This window comes from Prauserella marina (genome assembly GCF_002240355.1).
Lineage (GTDB): Bacteria > Actinomycetota > Actinomycetes > Mycobacteriales > Pseudonocardiaceae > Prauserella_A > Prauserella_A marina.
Window position 1 is genome coordinate 241781 of the sequence record NZ_CP016353.1, and the last position, 23614, is coordinate 265394.

Below are 23614 nucleotides of genomic sequence, written 5' to 3' on the forward strand. Positions count from 1 at the left end.
TTGGGTGTCAACCCGCTTGATGGCCCAATAGCCGCCTTCGCACAGGCCATGAAGGACTTCGGCGGGTCCATCGACGACTTCGTCAGGGAGTTCAACGACTGGCTTGGCTTCAGCGCCGCACCTCCGGTTGCCGGAATGATGATCGAGGGTCTTTTCGGCCCGTATCCGGAAGCGCTGGACGAGAAGGTCGCCGAGATTGTCCGGCTGGCGATGGAGGACGCCGAGAACAGCGCGGACTTCTTCGAGAACATGGCTTCCGCGGTCGAGGGCATCGACCTGAACTGGCAGGGTGACGGAGCCCCGCAGAGCCTGCAGATCCTGATGTCGAACTACATCATGAGTGGTAACGACATCGTGCGGAGCAAGCTCGACATCGCGAAGGGTAACGCTGACTTCTATCAGCAGACGATCCTTTCGAAGAACATGTACCAGGCCAACTTGATTTTCCTGCTCTTCGAGTTGGTCAGGGCCGTGATCGCGGCGATCCCTTCATTGGGTACCTCGCTCGCGGGGATTCCGATCGCACTGGGGGTGGCCTGGACGGCGGTCAGGTCAGTGGCAAGAGCCCTCGCGAGCGGCGTTTCGTCGATCAGCATGCAGGTCGCCTTCCGTGGGCTGGCCAGGGGTACTGGCGTCGTCTTGTACAACGCGGGTAAAACGGCCGTGACAGCCGCCGGTAGGGCGGTGCCGGCCGCGGGTAGAGGAATCGTCACGGGTGGGCGGAATTTCGCCCGCAACTACAGCATCAGGCCCAGTTCGATCGCCGGGCGTATCGGTGCCTCGCAAGTTCAGCGGCAGGCGGTCAACAAGGCCATCCGCGAAGGGGCGACGCGCGCCACGGTGCGCGAACTGAAGAGCGCGGCGGCCCGTCGGGCGATCGCGCATCAACTGACTCAGCAGTTCAGGGGAAGAGCAGGGGCCACACTCGCGAACTCGCTCTCCAACCCGGCAAGGGCCGCCATCACCAGCGGCATCAGTCAGGCATTGGTGGCCTCGACCGCGAGGCGCGGCTTGATGGGCAGGGCTCTCGGTATGAGCGCCACGCACACCGTCAAGGGCATGAGTACGTGGAACGTCATCGGGCAGAAGCTCATGGGCTACGGCGTGCGCAGTGCCTTCATGTTCGGTTTGGCATCGGATCTTGCCGGTCAGGGCATGACCATGTGGGAAACCCGGCAGATCGAAGGTAACGCCGATCTCCAGAAACTCATGCGGTACGACTACAACGGCGTCAGTACCGCGGCTGCCATCGTCGGTGCCGGCGTCGGCGGTGGTGGGCTTGCCTTCGCCAGCGGGATACCCGGATACATCGTGACGGGTGCGGCGAGCGGTGTCCTCGCGCATTTCAGTACCGTCGCCCTTACGGCTGCTCTCGACCCGAATGCGACGTTCTCTCTTCCTGGCAGGGCGACGGCTGGTGCCGACCCGAACCAGATGACCTGGGAAGAGGTTGCCCAGGCAGCCGTCGGTGGCGCGATGGGCGGTATCTGGGAAGTCAAGGTCGGCGACGCCAGCTTCCGGGACTTCGGCCATAACCTCGCGGACGCCAAGCACGCGTTCTCCAACATGAGCTTTATGAACGACCTGAGGGGCAACTCGGTCGCGCCAGGGGGCTACGTGGCCAGTGCGCCTCTCCCCATGGGAGGGGCAAGCGCGGTGGCCGGAGCGAACACCGCAGCCGCGAACCTTCAGGCCCAGAACGCCCAGAACGCGGCCAACACCGCATCGGGTTCTGGGCAATCACCAGCCGGAAGGGCAACCGGACCGTCCACAGGGGAGCAAACTGGCAATACGGGTTCCCGTACCCCTGGGGCGAGCGACAACAACGGAGCCGACCGGCAGACAGACGAGAATTCCGTTCCGCAGCAAAGGGCCGAGTCGCCTGAGTCGGGTGAGACCGAGTCGCAGGTGCCCGAAGCGCAGCCCGACTCCGGTACTCCGCAGACCGGAGAGAGTGCAGCGGATCGCCAGGTCAATGTCCTTCCCGATGGGTCCATTCCGGACAGTGCGCAGCAGTCGGATGTCGGAGATCCGGGAACACAAACACAGTCACCTGAACAGTCTGATGTGGACCGAGGTGACCCGCAAGCTGGGCAGCAGGCCGATCAGGGAGATGGCTCGGAGGGAGCGGGCCAGTCTTCACAAGACGATCGCGGTGAAACAGCGGATCAGCCTGGGGCAGCCGTCACGGCCGAAACCGGCGACGGGGCGAACGCCGACGGTGCCACGTCCGAAACGGGCGACAGCGCGGACACGAGTGACACTTCTCAGCAGGCGACCGGCGACAGCGCAACCGACGGTCAGACGCGGCTCAACGAGCCGACGCGCAACGAGGCGCAGACGTTGTCTCCGGGCGAAGCGCTAACCGACTCCGTGGAGTCCCCTGACAACGTCAAGGCATTCATCGCGCGGGAAATCGACGCGATGACGAGCGCCGGCTCGGCCTCGGTCGACCAGAGCACGGGAGTCATTACCTTCACCTCGGCGGGGCAGGTCGGGCACGCCGTCGCTACCCTCAACTCGGACCTGGCGCCAGGTGAAGCGAGGTTCGTTCCCGGCGAGTACATGCTGACCTCGGAAGGCTGGGTCGAGACATCGCCCGCGCAGCTGCAGTATTCGCCCGAGGTTTCGCCCGACTTCACCGAGGCCGCAACTCAGATTTCGAGGCACACTGTCCAAATGGGAGAGTTGCTGCTCTCCGATTCGCCGATTGTCGATCCGGCGAACATCACGGCGAAGTCCGGTGTCGCGGCTGCGGCCGCGAACGACCCGCGTCCTCCCGTCGACGGTGATGTCCAACGGCCGCTGGCGCGATTGATCCGTTTTGGAGGGACGTCGGCGACCACGGCGGCGACATCCGAATCCGATGCCGTACGTACGCTGAACGCGGCACTTCAGGACGTGCAGACCTCGCTCAGCAACGGCACGGAATCCGGTTCCGGAAGCGATCGGGTCGTGGCGCTGGTCGGTGACGTCGAGGCCGGAACGTCGGAGCAAGTGGGGCAGGGAGACAACGGCCAGCTCCCGTTCGGCATGGGAACGAGCTCTTCGGAAGGAAGACTCGTCGCCTATTTCGCCGATGGGACGGGGATTCCGGTCGACATCGGTATCGATGGAGACCTCGCGCCCGGCACCGCGCGGGTGAGTTCGGCGGAATGGTATTTCACGAACGGGCAGTGGACGACGCCGAACGGAGTCGCCGAGGTTGCGATCGCACCTGGTGGGACCGAGGCACAAATGCGGTCCGCCGTTCTCGAAGCCCTCAGCGGTCTGCGAGAGGACGTGCCGGGTAGCGGCAACTCCGACGTAGGCCAATCCGCGAACCGGTACAACATCCACGCCGCACGGTCACTGGCGCAGCAGCAAGCGGTTAGCAGGGACGTCGGCAGTTCGGAGAGCCACACCTCGCGCCAGGGCGAGATGTCCGCACATTTGCATGCTGCCATCGATCGGTTGTCGCAGCCTGGTGCGCTCGTCGTGTCGGACGCCGATTCCAGCGTGGCGCAGAACAACGACGAGAGACTGCCGACGAAGGCGGAGTTCCTGACGTCGACGCTGGTGCGATTGCACTATCCCAACGCGACAGTCGACATGCGCGTCATGGTCGGCGGGGAGCAGCAGGTCATCCCGCCCCAGGTCGATGTCGTCGACGGGGTACTGGTTCAGGTCGGCCTCGGAATCATGCAGTTCACGGGCAACGGTCCCGAGGGTGCGATGGCTCAGCAGTTGCTGGCGAATGTCCAGGCGCGGCAAGCTTTGGTGGACCTCGGGGCGATGGTCGAAGGTCAGGGCAACGTCGCAGACGGCCGGATGCAAGTCGCTCTCGACAGCTCGCTTTACTCGATCTCCGAAGCGATCCGGACGGCGGTCGACAACGCGTCCCAGGTATCGGAGCACCTCACCTCCGAAACCCCGGAAGCGCACCGGGCGAGCCTGTTGCCGGATCACCTCGCGCCGCGGGGCGAGCAAGGGTATTACGCGGTGCGCCTTCCCGGGCACGGTGTCTTCGCGGACCAAGCGCAAGCGGCATTGGCGGCCGTCGCGGCACAGGGCTTCCGGCTTCTGGGCATCACCGATGGCTGGGCACAGGGCCAGCCCGGTGTGGTTTCCTCGTGGCATGACCAGGCGACCGGCCGGACTCTGCATCTGCGGTTGACGACTCCGGACGGTATCGTCGCGGCGCGCAGGGCGGGCGAACTCGGCGAACTGGCGGGGGAAACTCCGAGTGCCGACGTCCTCGAACAGCGCCAGCAGATTCTCGAAGCGGTCAAGCGTCCGTCCGATGTGGACGCTGTGCTGGCTTTCGACCCGTCGGGCTCGGCGACACCCAATGCGTGGGACATCGTCACCGACTCCCGCCATCCGGAGCCCTCCTCCATCGCACTGTCGAGTACGACGCTCGACGACATCATGACGACGCGTGGCCCGGAGTCCACGGCCGCCGAACTGGCGAGGTTCGCGCCTGAGCTGTTCGCCGAAGGGGAGAGCCCGCGTGACCTCGTGCGGGACATCGTGACCAGCGTCGCGATGAACCCGGACACCGTCATTGGGCGTGACGACGATGGCAATTGGACGGTGCGCGGCCAACGGCACGGCGTCACGGTCGAGGTCATCGTGGCGGAAGACGGGGCAATCACCAGAGCCGTCCCCACTGACGGTGACTTGGTCAGGCAGGGTGGCGAAGTCCGAACCTCTGGTGAACAGTCCACGGCCTCACTCCTTGGCGGGTCACTCACCTCTGAGCAGCTCGCTACCCTGACGTCGGCGGTGAACGGCGTCGAAGGTGCCGCGCTGACTCCCGGCCTCGCCACGACTGACGGCGCGGCGCGGTTCACCGTCCGGCTTCCGGAAGCCGGCAGCTTCGTCGACAACGCGGCGACGGTGCTGCAATCTCTCACGAACGACGGCTATCGGGTCACCATGCTGCCGGAACAGGGCCCGGTTGGTGCGCGGAACACCATGCTCGTCGGCGTCAGGCAGCCTGATTCGAGCCGCATGATCTTCCTGCGGTTCGATGTCGAGGGCGCGCCCGCAATCCCCGCTGAGGCGGCTTTCGCCGACGTGGTGAGTGTTGTCGACGACGTCGACAGCAGCTTCACCGTCACCTCGGTCGGCGAACCAGGAGGCGCTGCCGCCCCGCTGAAAGTCGAAGTGGCCGCGAAGACCTACGTGAGGGATTCCGAGGCAATCCTGCAAAGTCTCGCCGACAGGGGCTATCGGCTTGTCGGTGCGAACAACAACTGGGGCAAGCCGGGGCAGGCAGGCTGGGGCACCGTCTGGCAGTCACCGCACGGCGGAACCGTTGCTCTGCTGCTGACGACGGCGGAAGCGGATGCCTTCAACGCCGACCTCGCGGAGCGGCTGGAAGAGATGCCGGAAGGCGACCGGCGTCGCAGGGTGTGGCTGCGGAACCAGCAACTCTTGGGCCGTCTGGGGGAGACTCCGATCCCCCTCGGGGCCGACCGGCTGAGGCTGCCCGACCTTCCGATGGCCGAGAGCCAGAGCGGCGCGACTTTTGACCAACAGGCTTCACTGGACGCGCAAGCCGATGTGCCGATCAAGGTGCGCATTCAGCCGGGTAAGTACGTGACGATCATCGTCTCGGCCGATCCCGGTACCACGCCGCTCGACGCCGCGGAGCGCGTCGCCGCCGGGTTGCGGCAGGGAGCGAACCGACTGGATGGCGAAGAGGTCGTCGTCACCGTGCCCAGCGGGGTCGACCCGAGCACACTCGGTTTCGATCTGCGGGCATTCGGCACAGCGCTGTCCACCAAACTTGGCGGGGCCGACGTGGGGAGCGTCGCACCGGCCAATTGGCAGCCGCCGCGTTATCCGGCAGATAACGTCACCGTCAGCGACGTCGCCCTGGATCGTGTCATTGCCCAGATCGGGCCGGAATCGACGGCGCCGGGAGCGCTCGCGCTTGACGCCTCCTGGTTCGGCGGCGACGACGTTCGCGCCAGGATGACGTCGGTCATCAGTACCGTAACGAGGCTGCCAACCAGTGTGCGGGCGGAAGGCGAGGGGCTGTTCCGGCACTGGGTGGTGGAAGGTACTCATGCCGGTGTCACCTTTGGTGTCGTCGTCAGGCTGGACGGGTCCGTCGAGAGTGTCCACGTCCTCGACGGCAGCCAGGGCGACCTCAGGAAGGTTCCGAACGTCAGGCGCTCGGGCAGCGCCAGCTCCTGGCGGCCGCCCGAGGAAGAAGCTGAGCAGGAACCGCACCAGCCTCCGCGGTTCCCGCCGCGGCCACCACAGGCTCCCTCACGCTTCGATCCGGACGGTTTCGATCGGGATGCGTTCGGCGATGCCCGCCAGGGACCGTACCGGCCGCGGGATCTCGGTCTCGGCGACGTTTGGTACTACGACTCGGAATACGCACCGGCGCAACAGCCGCTGATTCCGGTTGCCCCTGACGCGTTGGCATCGCCGAGTGCCGACAGAGCGCCCTCGGATGCGCCGACGACTCCGATCAGCACCGAGAGTTCCAACCCCGTGCTGCGCGTGTCACCGGGGCCGACGGTTCTGGACGCCGCCTCACTCGACCTTGAGGAGACAGCACAGCTCGTCGGTGGCGCCCTTGCCGACATCGAAGGTGACGCGGTGATCACCCATGTCCCGGATCAGGACAATCCGGGACGGTGGAGGGTCGAATCGTCCGATGGCCTGCGGTGGGAGTTCCAGGTCGGCACCCAGCGCGGCGTGCCAAGCATCACCGTTCCCGAACTTCGTCTCGTGGACGGCAAATGGGAGTTGACCGGGCCGGTCGAGGTGATGCTTCCTACGCTCCCCATCGGTAGTCAGGCGCAGGCCGAGACTGTTGGTCCGGTGTTGAGTGCAGCCCTCACGCAGACTCCTTCCGAGATGCGGAGGCTGGTTTCCGAGGTACCGGCAACCAGCGACGAGGCGCTACCGCCGCTCGGTGACCTGCTCCCGCAGCCACCGCCCGCGCCGGGATCTGCTCAGTTGCCCTCGGTCGTCCCCGACGGCAACCATGCTGCCGCGCGCATCGGCAACGGGGCTGACTGGATTCGTACCTTGCCCGCGAATCAGCAGGTCGCGTTGCAGGACGCGATCGCCCTTCGTTCCGACGAACGCAACAATGCGTTGCGGACGCTCACCGGCAACTTGACGCCTGCGCAGCAAGCCGAGTTCTCCCGTCGCCCTGTCACGGGACAGGAATTGCTGGAATCCGGCGCTTTCGCCCGTCATTCCGATGAAACAGCCGCAAGGACAGCGGAAACCGAAGCCAACACCGTCAACAATCTGGATAGGGCGTTCGCCGGCGCTGTGTCCTCGACGGCACCCGCGAAGGTGCACTGGTGGTCCGACAGCGTCGGTGCTGTTTTCGGCGGCGACCTCACGAACCTTGAGGGCCGACGGTTTGTCAACGCGGGGCACACATCCACCAACCTCCACCAGCCGACGACCGGTCAGCCCGAGGTTCGTGCCACGGTGCTCCTTCCCTCCGGCACCAAGGCAATCCATGCGGGCGAACTCTCCGACAACACGGTCCTGCTGCCCCGTGGGTCGGAGTTCACGGTCGTCAACGCGGAGCAGGCCGTTGTCGACGGCAGGGAAGTGCTGCTGCTCGAACTGGAACTGACCGGCGGTCCCGCACTCAGCGGAACGGAAATGTCCAGCGTCGCGGACATGACCAAACTGGAGGACTGGACAGGCCAGGCTTCCAGCCCTTCGGCGATCTTCCAGGATGCCGAAGGTCGGCAGTGGTACGTCAAATCCGCCGGCTCCGCGCTGCACGCGGAGAACGAGGTCGCGGCAGGAGCGCTGTATCGTGCCTTCGCCGACAACTTCTACCAGGCCACTGGCGTTCGGTTGCCCGCGCCGGAGACGAAGGTGGTCCGGCTTGAGGGAGAACTCGATCCGCGTAGTGAGTACGGTGTCGCAAGCGCCTGGCTGGAGAACGACGGTGCGCTGACCGCCGACGCGATGGCCGAACTTTCCGCCGAGCAACAGCATCAGGTGTGGGGTGGCTTCGCCGCCGATGCGTGGCTCGCGAACTGGGATGTCGCGGGCCCCCAGCACGTCGATGTCTCCGGTGGCACGTTCGAGAACGTGCGCTCGACGGGACGCGGTCCGGCGCGCATCGAGTTCGGCGGGGCGATGTTGTTCACCGGCCTCGGCATCGAGAAGGGAGGTCAGTTCGGCGGGGATGTCACCGAGCTGGCCGGTTTGCGCAACTCTGCCGTCAACCGTACGGCCGAGCGGATGTTCAGGGATATGCCGACTGAGACGGAGCGGGAGTCAGCGCGCGCGTTGGCAGCTCTGTCGCCGGAGCGGATCGCGGGCATCGTGCGGTCGACGGTCTCCGATGCGGCCGTTGCCGAGCGGTTGGTGACCGATCTCGTCGCCAGGCGTGAGGACATTGTCCGTCACTACGGACTTCCGGCTGAGTCCGCGGAGCAGGCTTCGCCGGAAGCCGCCATGCGATGGGAGCTGCGGGACAGCGCCGCGCAGAGCGCGCGGATGACCGAGGCCATCCGCGGGCTCGGGGTCGGCCGGCACGGGACGGCATTCAGCAATCCGTTCCGGTTCCCCCCGGGAGCCTCACCTGATCTGCTTGCCGTGCTTGGCTTGCGGCCTGGCCCGATCGAGGCCACGAGGCCGTTCGACGAGGACACCGCGATCTTCCGAGATGTCGACCCAAACCAGAATCCTCTGTTTCGGACGCACCGCATCACGCCACAGGAGCTGGAAGCGGCGGGCGGATTCAAGCCGCTCGCTCCCGGTGCCACCACGTGGGAGCACTTCGACGCGCATGTCGGTGGTGGTGCCACCGCTACCGGTTTTATTTCAACGACGTCCGACCTCATGGATGCCGCGGACCGGGCGAAACGAGCAGAGGAAACGGTATACACGTACGTTCACTTCACCCCCGGTGGACTCGACGTGGACGCCACGAAGCGTTATCACGCCTGGGAGGACAACCTCACCCACGGTGAGAGCGAGATCCTCCTGGAGGACATCCCGTTCGAGAATATCGCGGGCTGGTGGACGCACGCCCAGAGCTTCAGCGGGCATTCCGATCCGATCTGGACTCCGAACCCGGCCTTCAAGGGCTTTCTGCCGATACCGAAATCCACGTCACCGACCGGTCCCTCCGCCGATCAGGCGGCTGTCGATCCGTTCGCGGGCCAGGTTCCCGCCGATCCTTTCGGCTGGCGGGACGAAGCATCGGAAACACCCACTGCCGAACCGGCCGGGAAGTCGCCGATCAGCCGCTTCTTCCATCGGGTCGGCGAATTGTTGTCGAGGCCGATTCCGCAGTCCTCGGTGCCGCTCGACACGTCCATGACGTTCACGGACGAGTCGAAGGACGTGGTGGAGGCGTGGGCGGCGAACCAGGCCGAAACGATCGTCGAGACCTTGCGGGAGCAGGGAATCGATGTTTCCCCGAGGCGCGCGCGCAAGATCGTCCGGCAGTTGTCGCAATCGCTGTTCGTGCTCAGCGAGGATGGCGTCAAGGAAGCATTCCTCAATCGACACTGGAGCCCGCTCGGCAACCTGCGGGACGCGATCAACGATCCCACGGTGCGATCGGTTCTCTACACGGAGCGGGATCCGTTCTCGGCTGTCCACTTGGGACTGCGTGACGGCAGGTACGACGTGCACGGCAACTTCGTCCGCGAGTTCACGATCGCCGACGCCGTCAATGCCGTGCTTCACGAAGCCACCCACGTCCTCCAAGGCGACCCCAAGGGGCTCACGCCGAACCAGGTCGTGGCAAGGGAGACGACGGCACACGAGGTCGAACGGCGGTTCCTCAACGGAATTCCGGAAGCCGATCTACGGGCGCTGCCTTCGGAGCTGCAAGAGGCGGCGCAGTTCAGTGCCGAGTTGTCGGCGGCGATCGTCGCCTTCGAGGTACACCCGCCGGAATCCGACTATCTCCAGGCGTTCGAGTCGCTCAAGACCGGTGCGCCGACCGTCGAGTACTCCCGTTCCGAGTTCAACCGCCCGCAGGACCTCGAACCCCTGTTCACGCTTGCCCGCGACGCGATGGTCGGCGAGGCGGGCCGTCGGGCACGAGTCTCCGATGACGGACTCGCCGCCCTGGTGGCGGAAACACCCGTCGTTCTCCGGCACGAATCGGGTGACGACTTCATCCGCGTAATCGGCGATGACAGGAGTGAGCTCGGCGCCTCATATCGCACGCAGCTTGCCGGTTTCGTCGCCGCGCAGCTTGGGGTTCCCGCTGCCGAGCTGGACCTTCGTGTTATCTACGACGGGCGTTCGTTCGAGGTTCTGGATTCCTCCGGTGACCGGCACGCTGTGCTGACCTTCGATCGGAGGATGGACCGGTTCGCGCTGAAGCTGGCGGCGTACGAGAGGTTCGGCAGGGAGGACTTCGAACACTCCGTCGTTCCGGACGTTATCGGTGCGGGCCTTGTCGCTGGTACGGACAACCAGTTCTCCTTCACGGTGACCGCGGCACGGCCAGGGCGGACGATCTCCGAGATCATCGACGGGATCACCGAGGCCAGTAAGGCGGACAGGCCAGCCAGGATCGAAGAGCTCCGGCAGATGCTGAACGCCTGGGCCAAGGCTTTCGCCGAGCTTCACCTGCGTACCAGCAGGATCCCTGACGGGCCTGCCGGAGTTCACTGGGGCGAGACCGCAGCCGAGATGTTGCGTGTTTTGCACGCTGAAGCCATCCGGCTTGGCCAACCCGGCCTCGTCAATGGTCAACTGGCGCATGCGGTCGATCGATTTGTTTTGGAGAGCCACCAGCTACCGAGTAGTTGGATAGGACTTCGTCACGGCGACGCTCACGGCGATAACGTTCTTTTCCATGTCGACTCGGACACGGGCAGAAACGAGCTGACGATCATCGACCTCGAAGAGGTCTACGACTCGCTCGATCGGGATGGCTTGCCGCACGGTCAGCGCACAACGTTCGACGAGATCGATGACATCGTCAACGAAATCCAGGATGTCCTATTCGTCGATGAAGTGGACTTCCAGGGGCCGAGGGAGAGTTGGCCGAACTGGCCCGAAGCGGTGCTCGCTGCGCTCGCTCCCGAGATGGTCGATCATTTCCTCAACTCGTACGAGTCCGCCGTTCGTGGTTTGACGATGGACGGCAGGAGTACGAGTGTCGCGATCCTCAAGGCGACTCAGGACGTCGTCTCGGCGTTTCGGGAGTACGCCGACAACGGGCAGACCGCGTACGCCGAACGGAAGCTCGATGCGACAGTTGGGGTTCTGCGTGCGCTGCTGGGACTTTCGCCGGACCTGACACCGCGACTCACTCCCGAACAGCAGGCCGAATACGCGGCGTCCTTCGCGGGCGCTCACGACGGTGAGCACGCGCGAAGGGACGGGCTGCTCGACTGGGCTCGTGAGCGCGCCGTCGATGGCGCGGGGGCGGCCGTCCGGTTGACCGGACCGGATGGAATGCGGTCGACGTCGAGTGACTGGGCTGTCGTCTACCTGCCGGTCGACGGGCCGGAGGGCCTGTTCGGCAGGGACGTCGACCTGGCGGGCGAGATGCTTTCCGACCCCAGCATGGCCGGTGCCTCGATCCATCCCGTCAGCGGTCCACAATCGACGGTGCTCAAGGTGTACCTGCCGCCGGGCACTCAGGCTCCGCAGATCAGTGCCGACGGCACGGTTTCCCTCGCCGAAGGCGGGATGTACCGGGCCGTGTCGGATGGCACCGGCCAGAACGGCGGCAGGGAGATCGAGCTGGTTCTCGTCGGAGGACCGACACTCGACCAGCCGGTCAACGCATCCGCGATCAATCCGGCGGGCCGGCATGGTCACGCCGTGATCGACTGGTGGCAGGCACACGAGGCGCACGCCAAGGCTGTGCTTTCCGGGGCATCGGCCGACACCATCGCCAATTTGCGGGCCATCGTGGACGAAACATGGCAGCGCGCTCGGGTGGCTGCCGGAGTGCACCTGCTCAACACGAGATTCGCCGTACCGGCCGACGGAATCCTGGTCGGCAACATCGTTGACGGGCTGCGGCCCGACCTGCCCTACGTCGCCGGTTACTCGCCGAGCACGGCAGGCACCAACCGGCTTTCGGTCATCGCACTCGACCCTGCCGTTGCCGACCAGCTTGACCGTGGTGAGTTCGCGGACGAGCAGCTTGCCGAGGATGGTTTGCTCCGGCAGCGCGTGCTTGAGGACAGCGCGTTGACGAGCTCGCTCCAGGCGGGCAGCAGGCTCTCCTTCGACAGCGCACGCGGTCTCGTCGTCGAAACGCCCTTCATCGACGGTCCTGATTGGACGAATGTTGCCCTGCGCTCCCAAGCGGAGGCGGCGGCAACCGAACCCGCCGGGGCACGAACGGAACGTCCCGAGTCGCCGCCGCCTGAAGCGCCACCGGAGTTGCTCAACCCATCGGTGCCGCTCGACGCCACCCTTGACCTTTCGCCACAGCAGATCGCCGAGATCAGGAGACTGGGCCAGAGCCTTGCTCCGCTGATCGCCGAAGCGCCCGGTGTGGACGCACGGGCCAGGCAGATCGGTGACATGCTGACCGCGATGCTCATGCGGCCGTTCGAGCTGCACCACGACGCGACTCAAGCGTCCTCCGGGCTCAGCAAGGGACAGTGGGAACGGCTGAAGGGCGCGTTCGCCGACCGGAGCGTGCGTTCGGTACTGGATTGGCAACCGGGAAAGCGCGGCGGAAAGAACGGCTACTTCCGCTTCGGCGTGCGGCTGACGCGCGTGATGCCGGAGAACGGCAACGCGGAGCGGCCCGCCGTGCTTTTCGACGCCGTCCTCGATGCCGTCCACGAGGTGTACCACCAGCTCACCGGCAAGCCCGTCGGCTGGACCGCCCAGCAGGTTGTCGACAACGAGGTGGCGGCGCACGAGCTGATGCGCCAGGCCATTCGGATGTTGCCCGCCGACGTGCTGGAGACCCTGCCCGACGACCTGCGCGCGATCGCGAGGCCGGAGTGGGACGCCGCGCTCACCCGCAGTGTCGTCGAGGAGGTCGTTCACCCGCTCGACAGTGAATACGTACGGACACTGACGCAGCTCTCCGAAGGTCAGCCGCACGTCCGCTACTCGGCCAATGGGCAGACCGGCCGGGGCGACCGCGATCTGGTCGAGGTCTACCAGCGAGCCCAGCGGCAACCGGTCACCGAGGTCGAGCGTGAAGCCGAGACGAGGGAACTGTCGTTCTCCGACGTCGACGGCGCTTTGTCCGACCGCAAGGGCACTCGAATGACCAAGGCGCTTCGCGAGGTTCTCGCGAGCGTCGTCGCTTCGAACGAACTGCCGTCCGACATCGCGGAAATCCAGATCGCGCGGCGATCCGGCAAGCACCTGCGCGTCTTGCTGCTGTTCGAATCGGGCGCGATGGCGGAGGTTCGTTTCTCGACCGAGCAATGGGTATCGGATTCCAATGCCCAGGTCCGGCTGCCCTTGACTCGCGAAGGCGAGGACGGCGTGTGGCACTCGGCTCGACCCGTCCTCGTCAACATGAGCACCGCGTTGCCAACGGATCCGGCCATGGCGCTCGATGTCCTGCGCGAACGAGTGATCGGTGCGCTGAGTGTGACCGCCGAGCATTACATGACTCCGGTCAGGGAGGAGGCCACTCCGGAGCCTCAGCAGGCCGCGCCCGTGATCGACCCACACGCCGACTTCGTCACCAGGGTCAGGCAGGCCGCCGAGCAGCAGGCCGGATGGTCCGAGGTTTTCGTCTCGGCCGAAGACGCGGCGATGTTGGCCGACGACTCCCGTGGCTTGCAGGGAACCCGCGTCGTCGCGGAGCGGCCGGTCGATGTCGACGGGGCGCCCGGCGAAGGCGCCTCGGTCAAGGTTTTCGTTCCGCCAGGCTCGCACCTGCCGGTCGGGCCGTCGGGTGCGCTCACGCTGCCGGAGGGAAGCAGGCTCGAACACCTCTCGGGGCAGGAGCTCATTCTCTTCGATGGTCCTGCCCTGCGGCCCGATTCCACCGATCCCGGCGTTCGGCACGCGCTTGCCGAACTGGCGTGGTGGACGGCGGAGGGCGACCTGCTCGCGTCGGAGGCCGGCAGGGATCCCGCGTCGTCTGGGGCGAGGGGCGACGCGCTCCGGTCGGTGGAGCGCACGGCATGGCGCTCGGAACGTCTCGCCGAAGCCGCCCGCATGCTGGCGAGCGAGTACGGAATTCCGGCTCGCGATGTGCTCGTCGGCAACGACGGTACGGGTGAATGGCAGCCGGGCAGGCTGGTCGCCGGCTTCGACAGGGCGCAGAACCGGCTCGTCTTCGTCCGTGTCGACGCGAGCGACGGCACCGTCGTGCAAGACCCGGTCAGCTACCTTGAGGGGCAGTTGCGGACGGACCCGTTGCTGCGTGAGCGGGTGTACCGGGACGCGGGGCTGGCCAGGGCCTTGCGCAACGACGAGCTGACAGTCGACTACCGCAGGCTGCCGAGGCAGGGCAGCACGGAAGCCGCGCGATATCTCGTGCAGGGCCACGCCGCGAGCGACCTGGTGCGGGAAGCGCTCACCGACGACCGCACGCGTGCCACCCGGCCCGGCTGGACTGAGATCAGAGCGGTGCCGACCGACCGGGACTCGGGGCAGATCGCCGTGCTGTCCGATCCGGAGATCACCGTCGCCGAGCACGGGATCGCCGACGCGACCGAGGCCCAGCAGGCTCGTGATGCGCTTTCGGATCCGGTCGCCGACATCAGGGCCGCCGCGGACAAGGGTCCCGGCGCGCTCGCGCTGCGGCGCGCCGTCGACGGTACGGATCCCGCTTCGCATCCGACCCGGTTCGTCGTCAGCGGAGACGGCCGCGTGGGGGCGGACGAGTTCATCTCGACGCCGATCGGTGCCCTCAGTTCGGCCGAACTGGCCGACGTCGTCCGCAGCCTGCCGCAGTGGCAGGGCAGGGGCATCCTGTTGGATGTCGAGCACGTCAGTGTCGAGCAGGCACAACAGCTGGCGGACACCCTCGGCGTCACCGTCGCGTTCTCGATGGACCGAGGCTGGCTGCCGGAACAGCTCACCGCGACCAGGCCGGACGAGCAGGCGTGGTTGCTTGCCGGACCGGGCAAGCAAAGGCCGGACGTCTTCGACCTGCCTGCCGAGCGGGACGCGGCATCGTCGGCCCTGTACGTCGAGAGCGTCACCGGGCAGGTCGTCGTCGACGACATCGCGGGACTCGCGCTCCGCGAAGGACGTGGTGCGGCCGGTTCCGGCGAGGCGGCGCAAGCGCGGCAACCGGTCGCCGATCCCGCTCGTGGTACGCGACCGGCGACGCTGGCCACGCTCACCGATGTCGATCTCAAGGTCGCCGTGGCCGAGGTGGCGCTCGCCGAAGCGCGGAGAATGGCCGACGCGGTGCCGGGAGCGACGGTCGAACAGGCTGAGGCCGTCGTTCGTGATCTCGTCGCTTCGATGTTCGTGCTCAGCGAGTCCGGTGTCGTCGCCGCGTTCGGCAGTGAAGGGGCGGCCTCGCCGATCTTGCGGGCCGCTGTCGCGGACCCCGGCAGCACGGCCGTTCTGTACCGAGGCGACGGGCAACCGGCCGTCGGGGTCAAGCTGGAACGGCGCGACCCTGGTGGCAGGTGGCTGAGGGACGCGACGCTCGGCGACGTCGCAATGAACCTCGTCCGTGAGGCGATTCCGGTCCTGCGGGAGAACGTTGCCCCCGGAGCGCCCGCATCGGATGCCACGAGCGCGGCTCGTTCCGACGCGGTGGTCGATCAGGTCGCGACCGCCGCGGCGAGGCGCATGCTCGCTGGTGACCCACGCGGAGCGGTCGAGTTCGGTGACCAAATCCCCACACTGCGCTTCCGGGACGACAGTGCTGTCGGTGGGATGCCGGACGCCGCGTCCCTTGCCGCTGTCCTCGAAGAGGCCGGCCCTCGTTCCTGGCAGACGCGAGCCGTAACCGGGTTCATCGCCGATCGACTGGGCGTTCCCGGCGACGCGGTGTCGATCGATCTGGACAACGGCACCGTCACGCTCGGCGGCGAGCTGGTGGCCAGGCTGGGGCTCACCGAAACGGCCGAGGGCCTCGCGGGCTTCCTTGCGGGAAGGGACCGCCTCGCGGCCGAGGGCCTCACGTTGGCGACACGGAGCGAACTGCTCGGTCTCGGTCTCATCGACACCGGCGACGCGCGCCTCGGCGTCGCCCTGCTGGCGCCCGACCAGGGGCGGACGCTGAACGAGGTGCTCGCGGATCCGGCGAGCGACGACAACGACGTGCGCGCGTGGTTGCAGAGTGCGGCGAGGGTCGCGGCTGAGCTGCACCTCCGGCTGCGCGAACCGGGAGTCTCCGAAGGTCAGGCCGGTGCCGATCTGGTCGAACGAGCCGCGGCGACCGTCAGGACGCTCGCCGGTACCGCCACAGGGACGGTCACGCTCGCCGGTCAGCTCGCCGAGCTGGCCGATGCGCTGGAATCCAGGGCGCGCGGTATGTCGGCGCGGCCGTTCTCCTCGACCGCTTCCCACGGCGATCTCGCGGGAAGCCTGCGCGTGCACACCGACGAGCTGGGGGTCGTGCACGCGGCGCTCTCGGACGCGGGAGCGCTCCAGCGGACGACTCCCGCCGACGCCGAGCTTCGCTCGGTCGAGAACGCCATCGCCGCGGCACGACAGGCGGATGCCGCCGAACTCACCGACTTCTTCCAGCGGGAGTACGAGGCCACCGTGCGAGCCGCTTCTGGGGCGCTCGCGCCGGAAGCGCGGGCCATCGCCGACGCGGTAGGGCGATTGATCGGCGAGTACCAGAATCTGGAGGGGCGCGACGCCAGCCGGGTGGCGCGCGACATCGCGGACCTCCGCGACCTGCTGGTCCAGCAGGAAACCGATCGAGAAACGGCGGCGGACACCACACCGGACGCGAGGCAGTCGAGGCTAGCCGCGAGCGGTGCCGAGCTGACCGAACTGGTCCGGGTGGGCAGGCCAGCCGACGACCTCGTCGCCAGGTTCGTCGACACCATGCCCGAGCTGGCCGCTCCCTACACCTCCCGCTCGCTCCTCGACCAGGAAGGCACCCTGCTTGGCGACCGGGTGCGGGTGATCCTGAGTGACTATCTTGCTCAGGTCGAGGGCGGCACCGGCGAGCGGGCAGTGCCGGTGGACGTGGCCGTCAAGGCCATCCTGCTCACCAACGCGATGCCCGGCGAGGACCGCACGGCCTACGGCATCCAGCGGGCCTTCGAGGAACACGCCGCGTACTTCGGTTCACCGGTGGCCGCGCGCACGGCCGCCGCGTTCGCGACCACCCTTCCGCTTGCCACCCATCTGCTCGGCGGTGGTTCAGCCGAGGCGGTGCTGACGAGGGCACTCGCCGCTCACGCCGACATCAACGGGGACTCCACCGAGTCCACCACGACGGAGAACCAGTTCGCGGTAAGGCTCATCGCCGAGCAGACCGAGTATCTGCGCGCCACGGGCATTCTCGGCACCGAAGCCGCCGGGGCGCGGGCGGCACGGCTGACCGAACTGCTCAGCGACCCCGGGCAACTGGCGCTCGACGGAGCCAGGCGCGAACCGAACGCCGCTCACCAGTCCTATGTGGACGAGGTGAGGGCGAAGTCGGCCAGCGGTCAGGACATCGGTGGCCTGCTCGGGACGCCGGTCGTTCGTGACGAGGGAACGACGACGACCGACGCGATCGGGCACCTCGTCGATCCGGTCGTCGGGCAACGGCTTTTCCCCGCGTTGCGAGTGCTCGGCTGGCAGGGGCAGACGCTGACCCCAGAGGCACTGCTCGCCGTTGAAGGTGGCTTCTACGCGGGCGAGTCGATCGGCACCGCGAGGCAGGACCTCGCCGCGCTAGAACTGGTCAGGTCGACGGCGGCGCAACAGGTCAGCGAAGGCTGGGTGACGGTCTACGCCGAGATCGCCGATGCGAGCACATTGTTCGGCACGCCGGGTGACGCGGGGGGACGGCAGGCTACCGATCCCGCACCGATCCTCGCGCAGCTGACACCGCCGACTGCTCCCGCGCCCGGCACCAGGGTGGTCGAGCTGCACATTCCTCCCGGCACGGCGGTGCTGGATCTGGCCAACTACGCCGAGGCAGGCGCACCCCGGGTACTGATTCCCGATGGCGCGCGGTTGCATGCCTTCGCCGATGACATCGTCGGCGGAAACAGGCAAATCGAGGCGATCCTCGTCGATCAGACGTCCACAATGGACGCAGCGGCGGTTGCTGACCCCGTCGCGATTCACGAGCGGGCCAGACTCGACTGGTGGAGGGCTCACGACACGTGGCTGGCTACCAAGGCGCTCGCGGCTGCCGAGCAGGGGATCGGCTGGGGCGAACGGCTCGCCGAGGCCCGCTCGGCCGAACGCGCGGCCTGGAGGGCCGAGCGCGACGCCGCGGGAAGGCGGGGCCTCCACGAGAACGGCGTGCGCCCGGAGAACGTGCTGGTGGGCAGGCCGGGGGACATACGAGAGCCAGGGCGCTTGTTCGTCGGGAAGCTGGACTCCGGCGGTCTGGTGTTCGTCGAGACGTCCCAGGGCGGTGCGAGCCACGAGCGGCCGGGAACTCCGGAGTACCTGCTCGATCAGTTACGTACGGATTCCTTGCTGAAGGCCCGGCTCGGCGAGAACCCCAGTGTGCTGCGCGACGCTCCGCACGAGGAGACGTTGTGGCGAGGCCGTCGGCTCACCACCGTCGTCTACGACAGCGCGCTCGAACCCGGTGAGCGGACGGCGAGGACACCAGGCACGCGCACTCTGGACCTCGACGCGGCAATGGAGTCGTTGCACGCCGAGGCCCCAGAATCCACGGGTTGGACGGAATTGCGTGCCGCCGAGGGCGGTCACCCCGACCACGCGCGCCTTCGCGAGCAGTATGCGAGCAGGCCCGAGACAGAGCAGGCGCGGTCGCGCACCGCCGAGGCGTTCTTCGTCAACGAGGCGGGCGACCCCGCGAGCGTCGACAGCTTCCTGGGAAGGGTGTTCCCCAACACCGAGACCACGAGGCACGACGGCCAAGACGGCGCGCGCGGGAAAACCGACGAGCTTTCGGCGAGGTCACGTGGGGTGCTCTCCGACGCGCTTGTGTTGCGCGATCACCTCGTTCTCGGAGGCAGGGAGTCGGGTCCGCGCGACATGCCCTCGCCGCATCCCACGAGGTTCGTCGTGCGGGCCGAAGGGCTGAGAGGGACCGACCGGTTCGTCGAAGCGGGCGGAGCCAAGCTGACCGTCGCCGAACTGCGGTCGATGATCGAGGCGTTGCCGCAGTGGCAGGGCCGCGGCGTCATGCTCGACATCAGTCACGTCACGCCCGTGCAGGCGCAGCAGCTTGCCGACGGTCTTGGAGTGACCGTCGTGTTCACGAGCGAGGTGAGTGCTCAAGGTCAGGCGGGGGACCTGAACCGTGCCCCGAACGTGCCAGGACGTCTGAGCGTGCGCGGTGCGGGCACCTACTGGCTTGCCCGGCCTGGTGACGAGCAGGTCCGCGCCTTCAACGCGGTGGCGGAGAGCATGGCCGCCTACCCGATGCTCGCCGCCGACGCCGAAGGGACGGCACCCGACGACATCGCGGGTGCCGCGCTGCGCGCGGGGCACGAGCAGGCGATGGACGTCCGGCCGAAGACATCGGTTCCGAAACCCACGGCCAATTCCAAACAGCAGATCTTCGATCTCGCGGCCAGTTCGATCGATCCGGACGCCGTCGCACTGTCCAACGAGGACAAGTGGGCACTTTCGCAGCTCGCGCTCGCCGGCGCCGACGTCATGGCGAAGGCAGCGGGCCGTGATGTCACGCCGGAAATGGCGAAGGCGACGGTGCGCAAGCTGCTCCAATCGGTCTTCGTGCTCAGCGAGGGCGGAGTTGCCGCCGCGTACGCGGGAGCGGGTGCCGACGCCGCAACCGCCCGGCTCTCCAGTGCGTTGGCCAGCGATGCCCGCGCCGTTCTCGACTCGGTACCCGGTCTCGCTCCACGCCTCGGACTTCGCCTCGACCGCGTCGAAGCCGACGGCACCCGTCGCCCCGCGACGCTTGCCGAACTCGCGCTGTCGGTTGTCCACGAGGCCGTTCACGCGATGCAGCCCTCGCCGACGGGGCTTACCGCCGAGCAGGTCGCCGCTCGGGAGATCGCCGCGGCCGACGCCGAGCGGCGGTGGCTGTGGCAGTTGCCTGCCAACGTCCTCGCGACGTTGCCCGCGCAGTTGGGCGAGGTCGCCGCGTGGGGAAGGGACACCGTCGCCGATGTCGTGCGGTACCGGCACGCCCCGGACAGTCCTTATGTCGCCGCGATGTCGGATCTGCCTGCCGATGCGGCATCGGTGCAGTTCTCGCAGTCGGAGTCAGACAGTGCCGGGGTCAGGCCGACGAGGGCCCAGAACCTCGACGACATCATCGCTCTCGCGGATGTCTACGTCGCGGATTCCGCGACAACTGAGGGTGCGGCGCTGCGTGAGTCCCGCGACGCCTTCACCGCCACGCTTCCCGTAATCAACACCGAAGCCGACATCTGGGAGCTGCGCCACAATTACGGCGGCTCAGGCAAGGCAGGCGGCGTCCGAGCCCAGTTGACCGCGCTGGCGGCGGAGCACCTCGGGGTCGCGCGGTCCGCTGTCCGGCTTGTGCCCGAGGGCTTCGTCAACCAGCTCGTGACCGTGAACGGCAAGACCGTTGCCACGTTGCGGTTCACGCCGGTCGACGACCTCGCGCAGAGGATCCTCGGATACGAGCGGGCCGACGCCGACCGGCAGGACTACCGGCTGATCGATCCGGCGACATTGCTCGCGGCGGGTATCGCGAACGGCCCGAATGAGCGGTTGGCTTTCACACTTGTCGCGACGGGCGATGGCCGCGCGTTCGAGGACCTGCTGCGGCCGGGTATGGGCAGGCCGAGGCAGCAGCATGTCCGGCAGACGGGCGACTGGCTTGCCGCCGCGGGAGAGGCGCTGGCCGAACTGCACCTGAGGACAGCCGATCCGGATGCGTTCGCGGGCTCGGCCGGATCGCGGATGCTCGATCTGGCGGCCGAGCGGCTGCGGGCGACGTTCGACAGAGCGGTTCAGGATGGGAACGCCGCCCAGCTTCCCGGTGATCTCGTTGTCGGTCTCAACGGACTGGCCAGGCTCGCCAACTCGTTGCCTGCGAGCGCGCTGCCCGCACCCGCGTTCGGCGACCCCCTGCACAAGTTGCGCTGGTTCCCCGGTGACGACACCAGCCCCGCGCGGATGCGACTCGACGCGCCTCAGTGGCAGGGCGGTACTCACCACACCCCGGCTCTCGATCTCTCGGACTCCCTGACGACCTTCGAGCAGCGGGCGACCCGCGCGGGGCTGTCCGATTCGGTCGTAACCGAACTGAGCAGCCGGTTCGAGACCGCGTACGCCGATACGATCCGTAACGCGGCGGGCGCCTCGACGCAGGCCATGCTCTCGGTCGTCACAGCGGTAGCCGATTCCTACGCCGCCTTGACGCGGGGCGAACCGAACGAGTTCGCCCAGCGGGTTCAGGACTTGCGGGAACTGCTGAACGACCAGATCGACCTCGCGGCAGGTCAGGAGGTCGAGGCGGATGAACTGCGAAACCTCGGACTACGGTCGCTTTCTGACGAGCTGGCCGTCGCCCGCGTGCAAGGTGCCTCGGCGGCGGAACTCATCCAGCGATTCGTCTCCGCGATGCCCGAGTTCAGGGATGCCTTCGCGGACGCGGCCGTGGTGGCGGAGGGGAACCAGCCTGGCGCGTCCATCGAGCGGTTGCTCTCCGACTACCTCGCCGTTGCCGATGACGGCCCCGGCAGGGTCGTCCCCGTCGACACGGTCGTCAAGGCGTTGCTGCTGCGGCACGCCCTGGCGAACGGGCAGCCGTGGATCTCCCGGGACGGCTATTGGATCCTGGGTCGATTCCACGAATACACCGCCCTTTTCGGCTCTACGGAACAAGCCACGATGGCGCGGGTGTTCGCGGAGCGCGACGTCGTCGGTGACTTCTTGCGCGGGGACACCACACTCGGCGACGCTTTCCGGTTGATCACCGATGCCGCTCGGCCCCCTGAGCCCTTCCTCTCACGCCAGCCGGAGATGCTCACTTCCGAGCAGGCGGACGTGGCGCGGCGACTGGTCACCGAGTTCAACGAGCTGGCCGCCGCGGGTGACCTTCCGAACACGACGGAGCAGGATGTCCGTCTGCGACAGCTCGCCGACCTCTTCGGCACGACCGAGCGCACGCGGGCCGAGTACCTCGACCTGCACTCGGACGCCGGCTACGGGCGGGCGATGGCCGACGCGGAGCGGCGCGAAGGTGCGTGGCAACAACATGCGCGGGTTCTCGACGGGATCAGGAATCAGGCCGTCGACTCCGCCGGCGCGGAACGGCGACTGCCAAGCTCCGGCCTGAGCATTGCCGAGCAGGCGCTGGTCAGAGACTGGCAGAACCCCTCGGTCAGCGCCACGCTGGAGACGGTCGACGGGATGCGAAACCTGCTGGAGCAACAGCAGGGGACCTCCAGCTGGACGACGGTCTACGTGCGGGTGCCCGGCGAGAACCTGATCCCGGCTGGTACTGGCACGTTGTCGATCTCGTCGCTGCTCACCGGTTCACTTGATGCGCAAGGAACCGAGCAAGGCAGCACCGTTCTGACCGTTCGTGTGCCTCCGGGGACGCCGGTCCTCCAGCTGCGGGAACTGTCGGAATCCGGCCCGCGCCATGTGGTTCTGCCCTCGGAAGGCCAGTATCGGATCGTCGGGACGAGCGACGGTGCCGCCGAGGCCCTGCTCGTGTCCACCGGTCTGCCCGCGCGACCGGCCGACGCGATCGCCGAGCACGAACTGGCGAAGCTCGCCTGGTGGGAGGCACACGAGGCGTGGTTGCGGACGACGATCTTGGGTACGTCGTCCGCCGAAGCTACCGCACTTCGCGACCAGTTGAGGGCAGCCGAACGCGAGGCGTGGCGGACGGAGCGCTCCACGGCCGGAAGAGCCGCGCTCGCGGAGGTGTTCGACCGGTTCAGAGACAGCGGCCACGAGGTGCTGACCGGTAAACCCGAGGACGATCTGGCACCCGGCAGGCTCGTCACCGGGTATCACAGGGATTCGGGAACGCTGGTGTTCGTCGAGATCACCAGTGATGGCGCGCGGCCGGGGCGTCCGTTCAGCATGGAGTCGCTCGACCATCAGATCCGTTCCGACCCCGCGCTGCACGAGGCGCTGCGCGATCTTCAGGTGAACAGGGCCGAGTACTACAGCGCTCCGGCGGACGGCCGGCCGATTCAAAGGCACGAACTGGTCTTCGACCAGTTGCCCGGTTTGAAGCTGGCGCTGAACGGCTCCCCGGAAAGTGCCGCGTTGCGGACCTGGATCGAGCTGTACTCCAACGCGAGCGAATCGCCGGGGTACGCGGAGCTCAGGAAAGCCTTCCGCACGGCGAGGGTCAGGTCGCTCGGACCGGCCTCCCAGCGGGCACGCGACGAACTGGCCGACTACTTCAGCGTCGATCGGAGCGAGGACCTCGATCGCGAGTTCGGGCGGTTCTACCCACAGGTCGAGATCGTCGCTCACGGAGCGCCCGCACCGGCAGGCGCCGACGCGCTTCCGGAACGCTTGCGCGCCGTGCTGGAGGACGCGTCGCTGAGCCCGATGCACCTCGGTCTTTCCCGCCCAGGCGAGAAACCGGCCGCGCTACCGTTCCCCAGTCCGAGCCGGTTCGTCATCAACG

The 23614-nt window shown here is 67.3% G+C and carries 1 protein-coding gene (only partly in view); it reads left to right on the forward strand.

Translation table 11 applies throughout. The features are described 5' to 3' along the window. A protein-coding gene (locus tag BAY61_RS01145) for a hypothetical protein (protein WP_176879640.1) crosses the window boundary here: on the forward strand, positions 1–23614 show its start. It continues 34166 nt past the right edge of the window; only the first 23614 of its 57780 coding nucleotides appear in the window; it begins with the start codon at positions 1–3; its stop codon lies beyond the right edge, outside the window.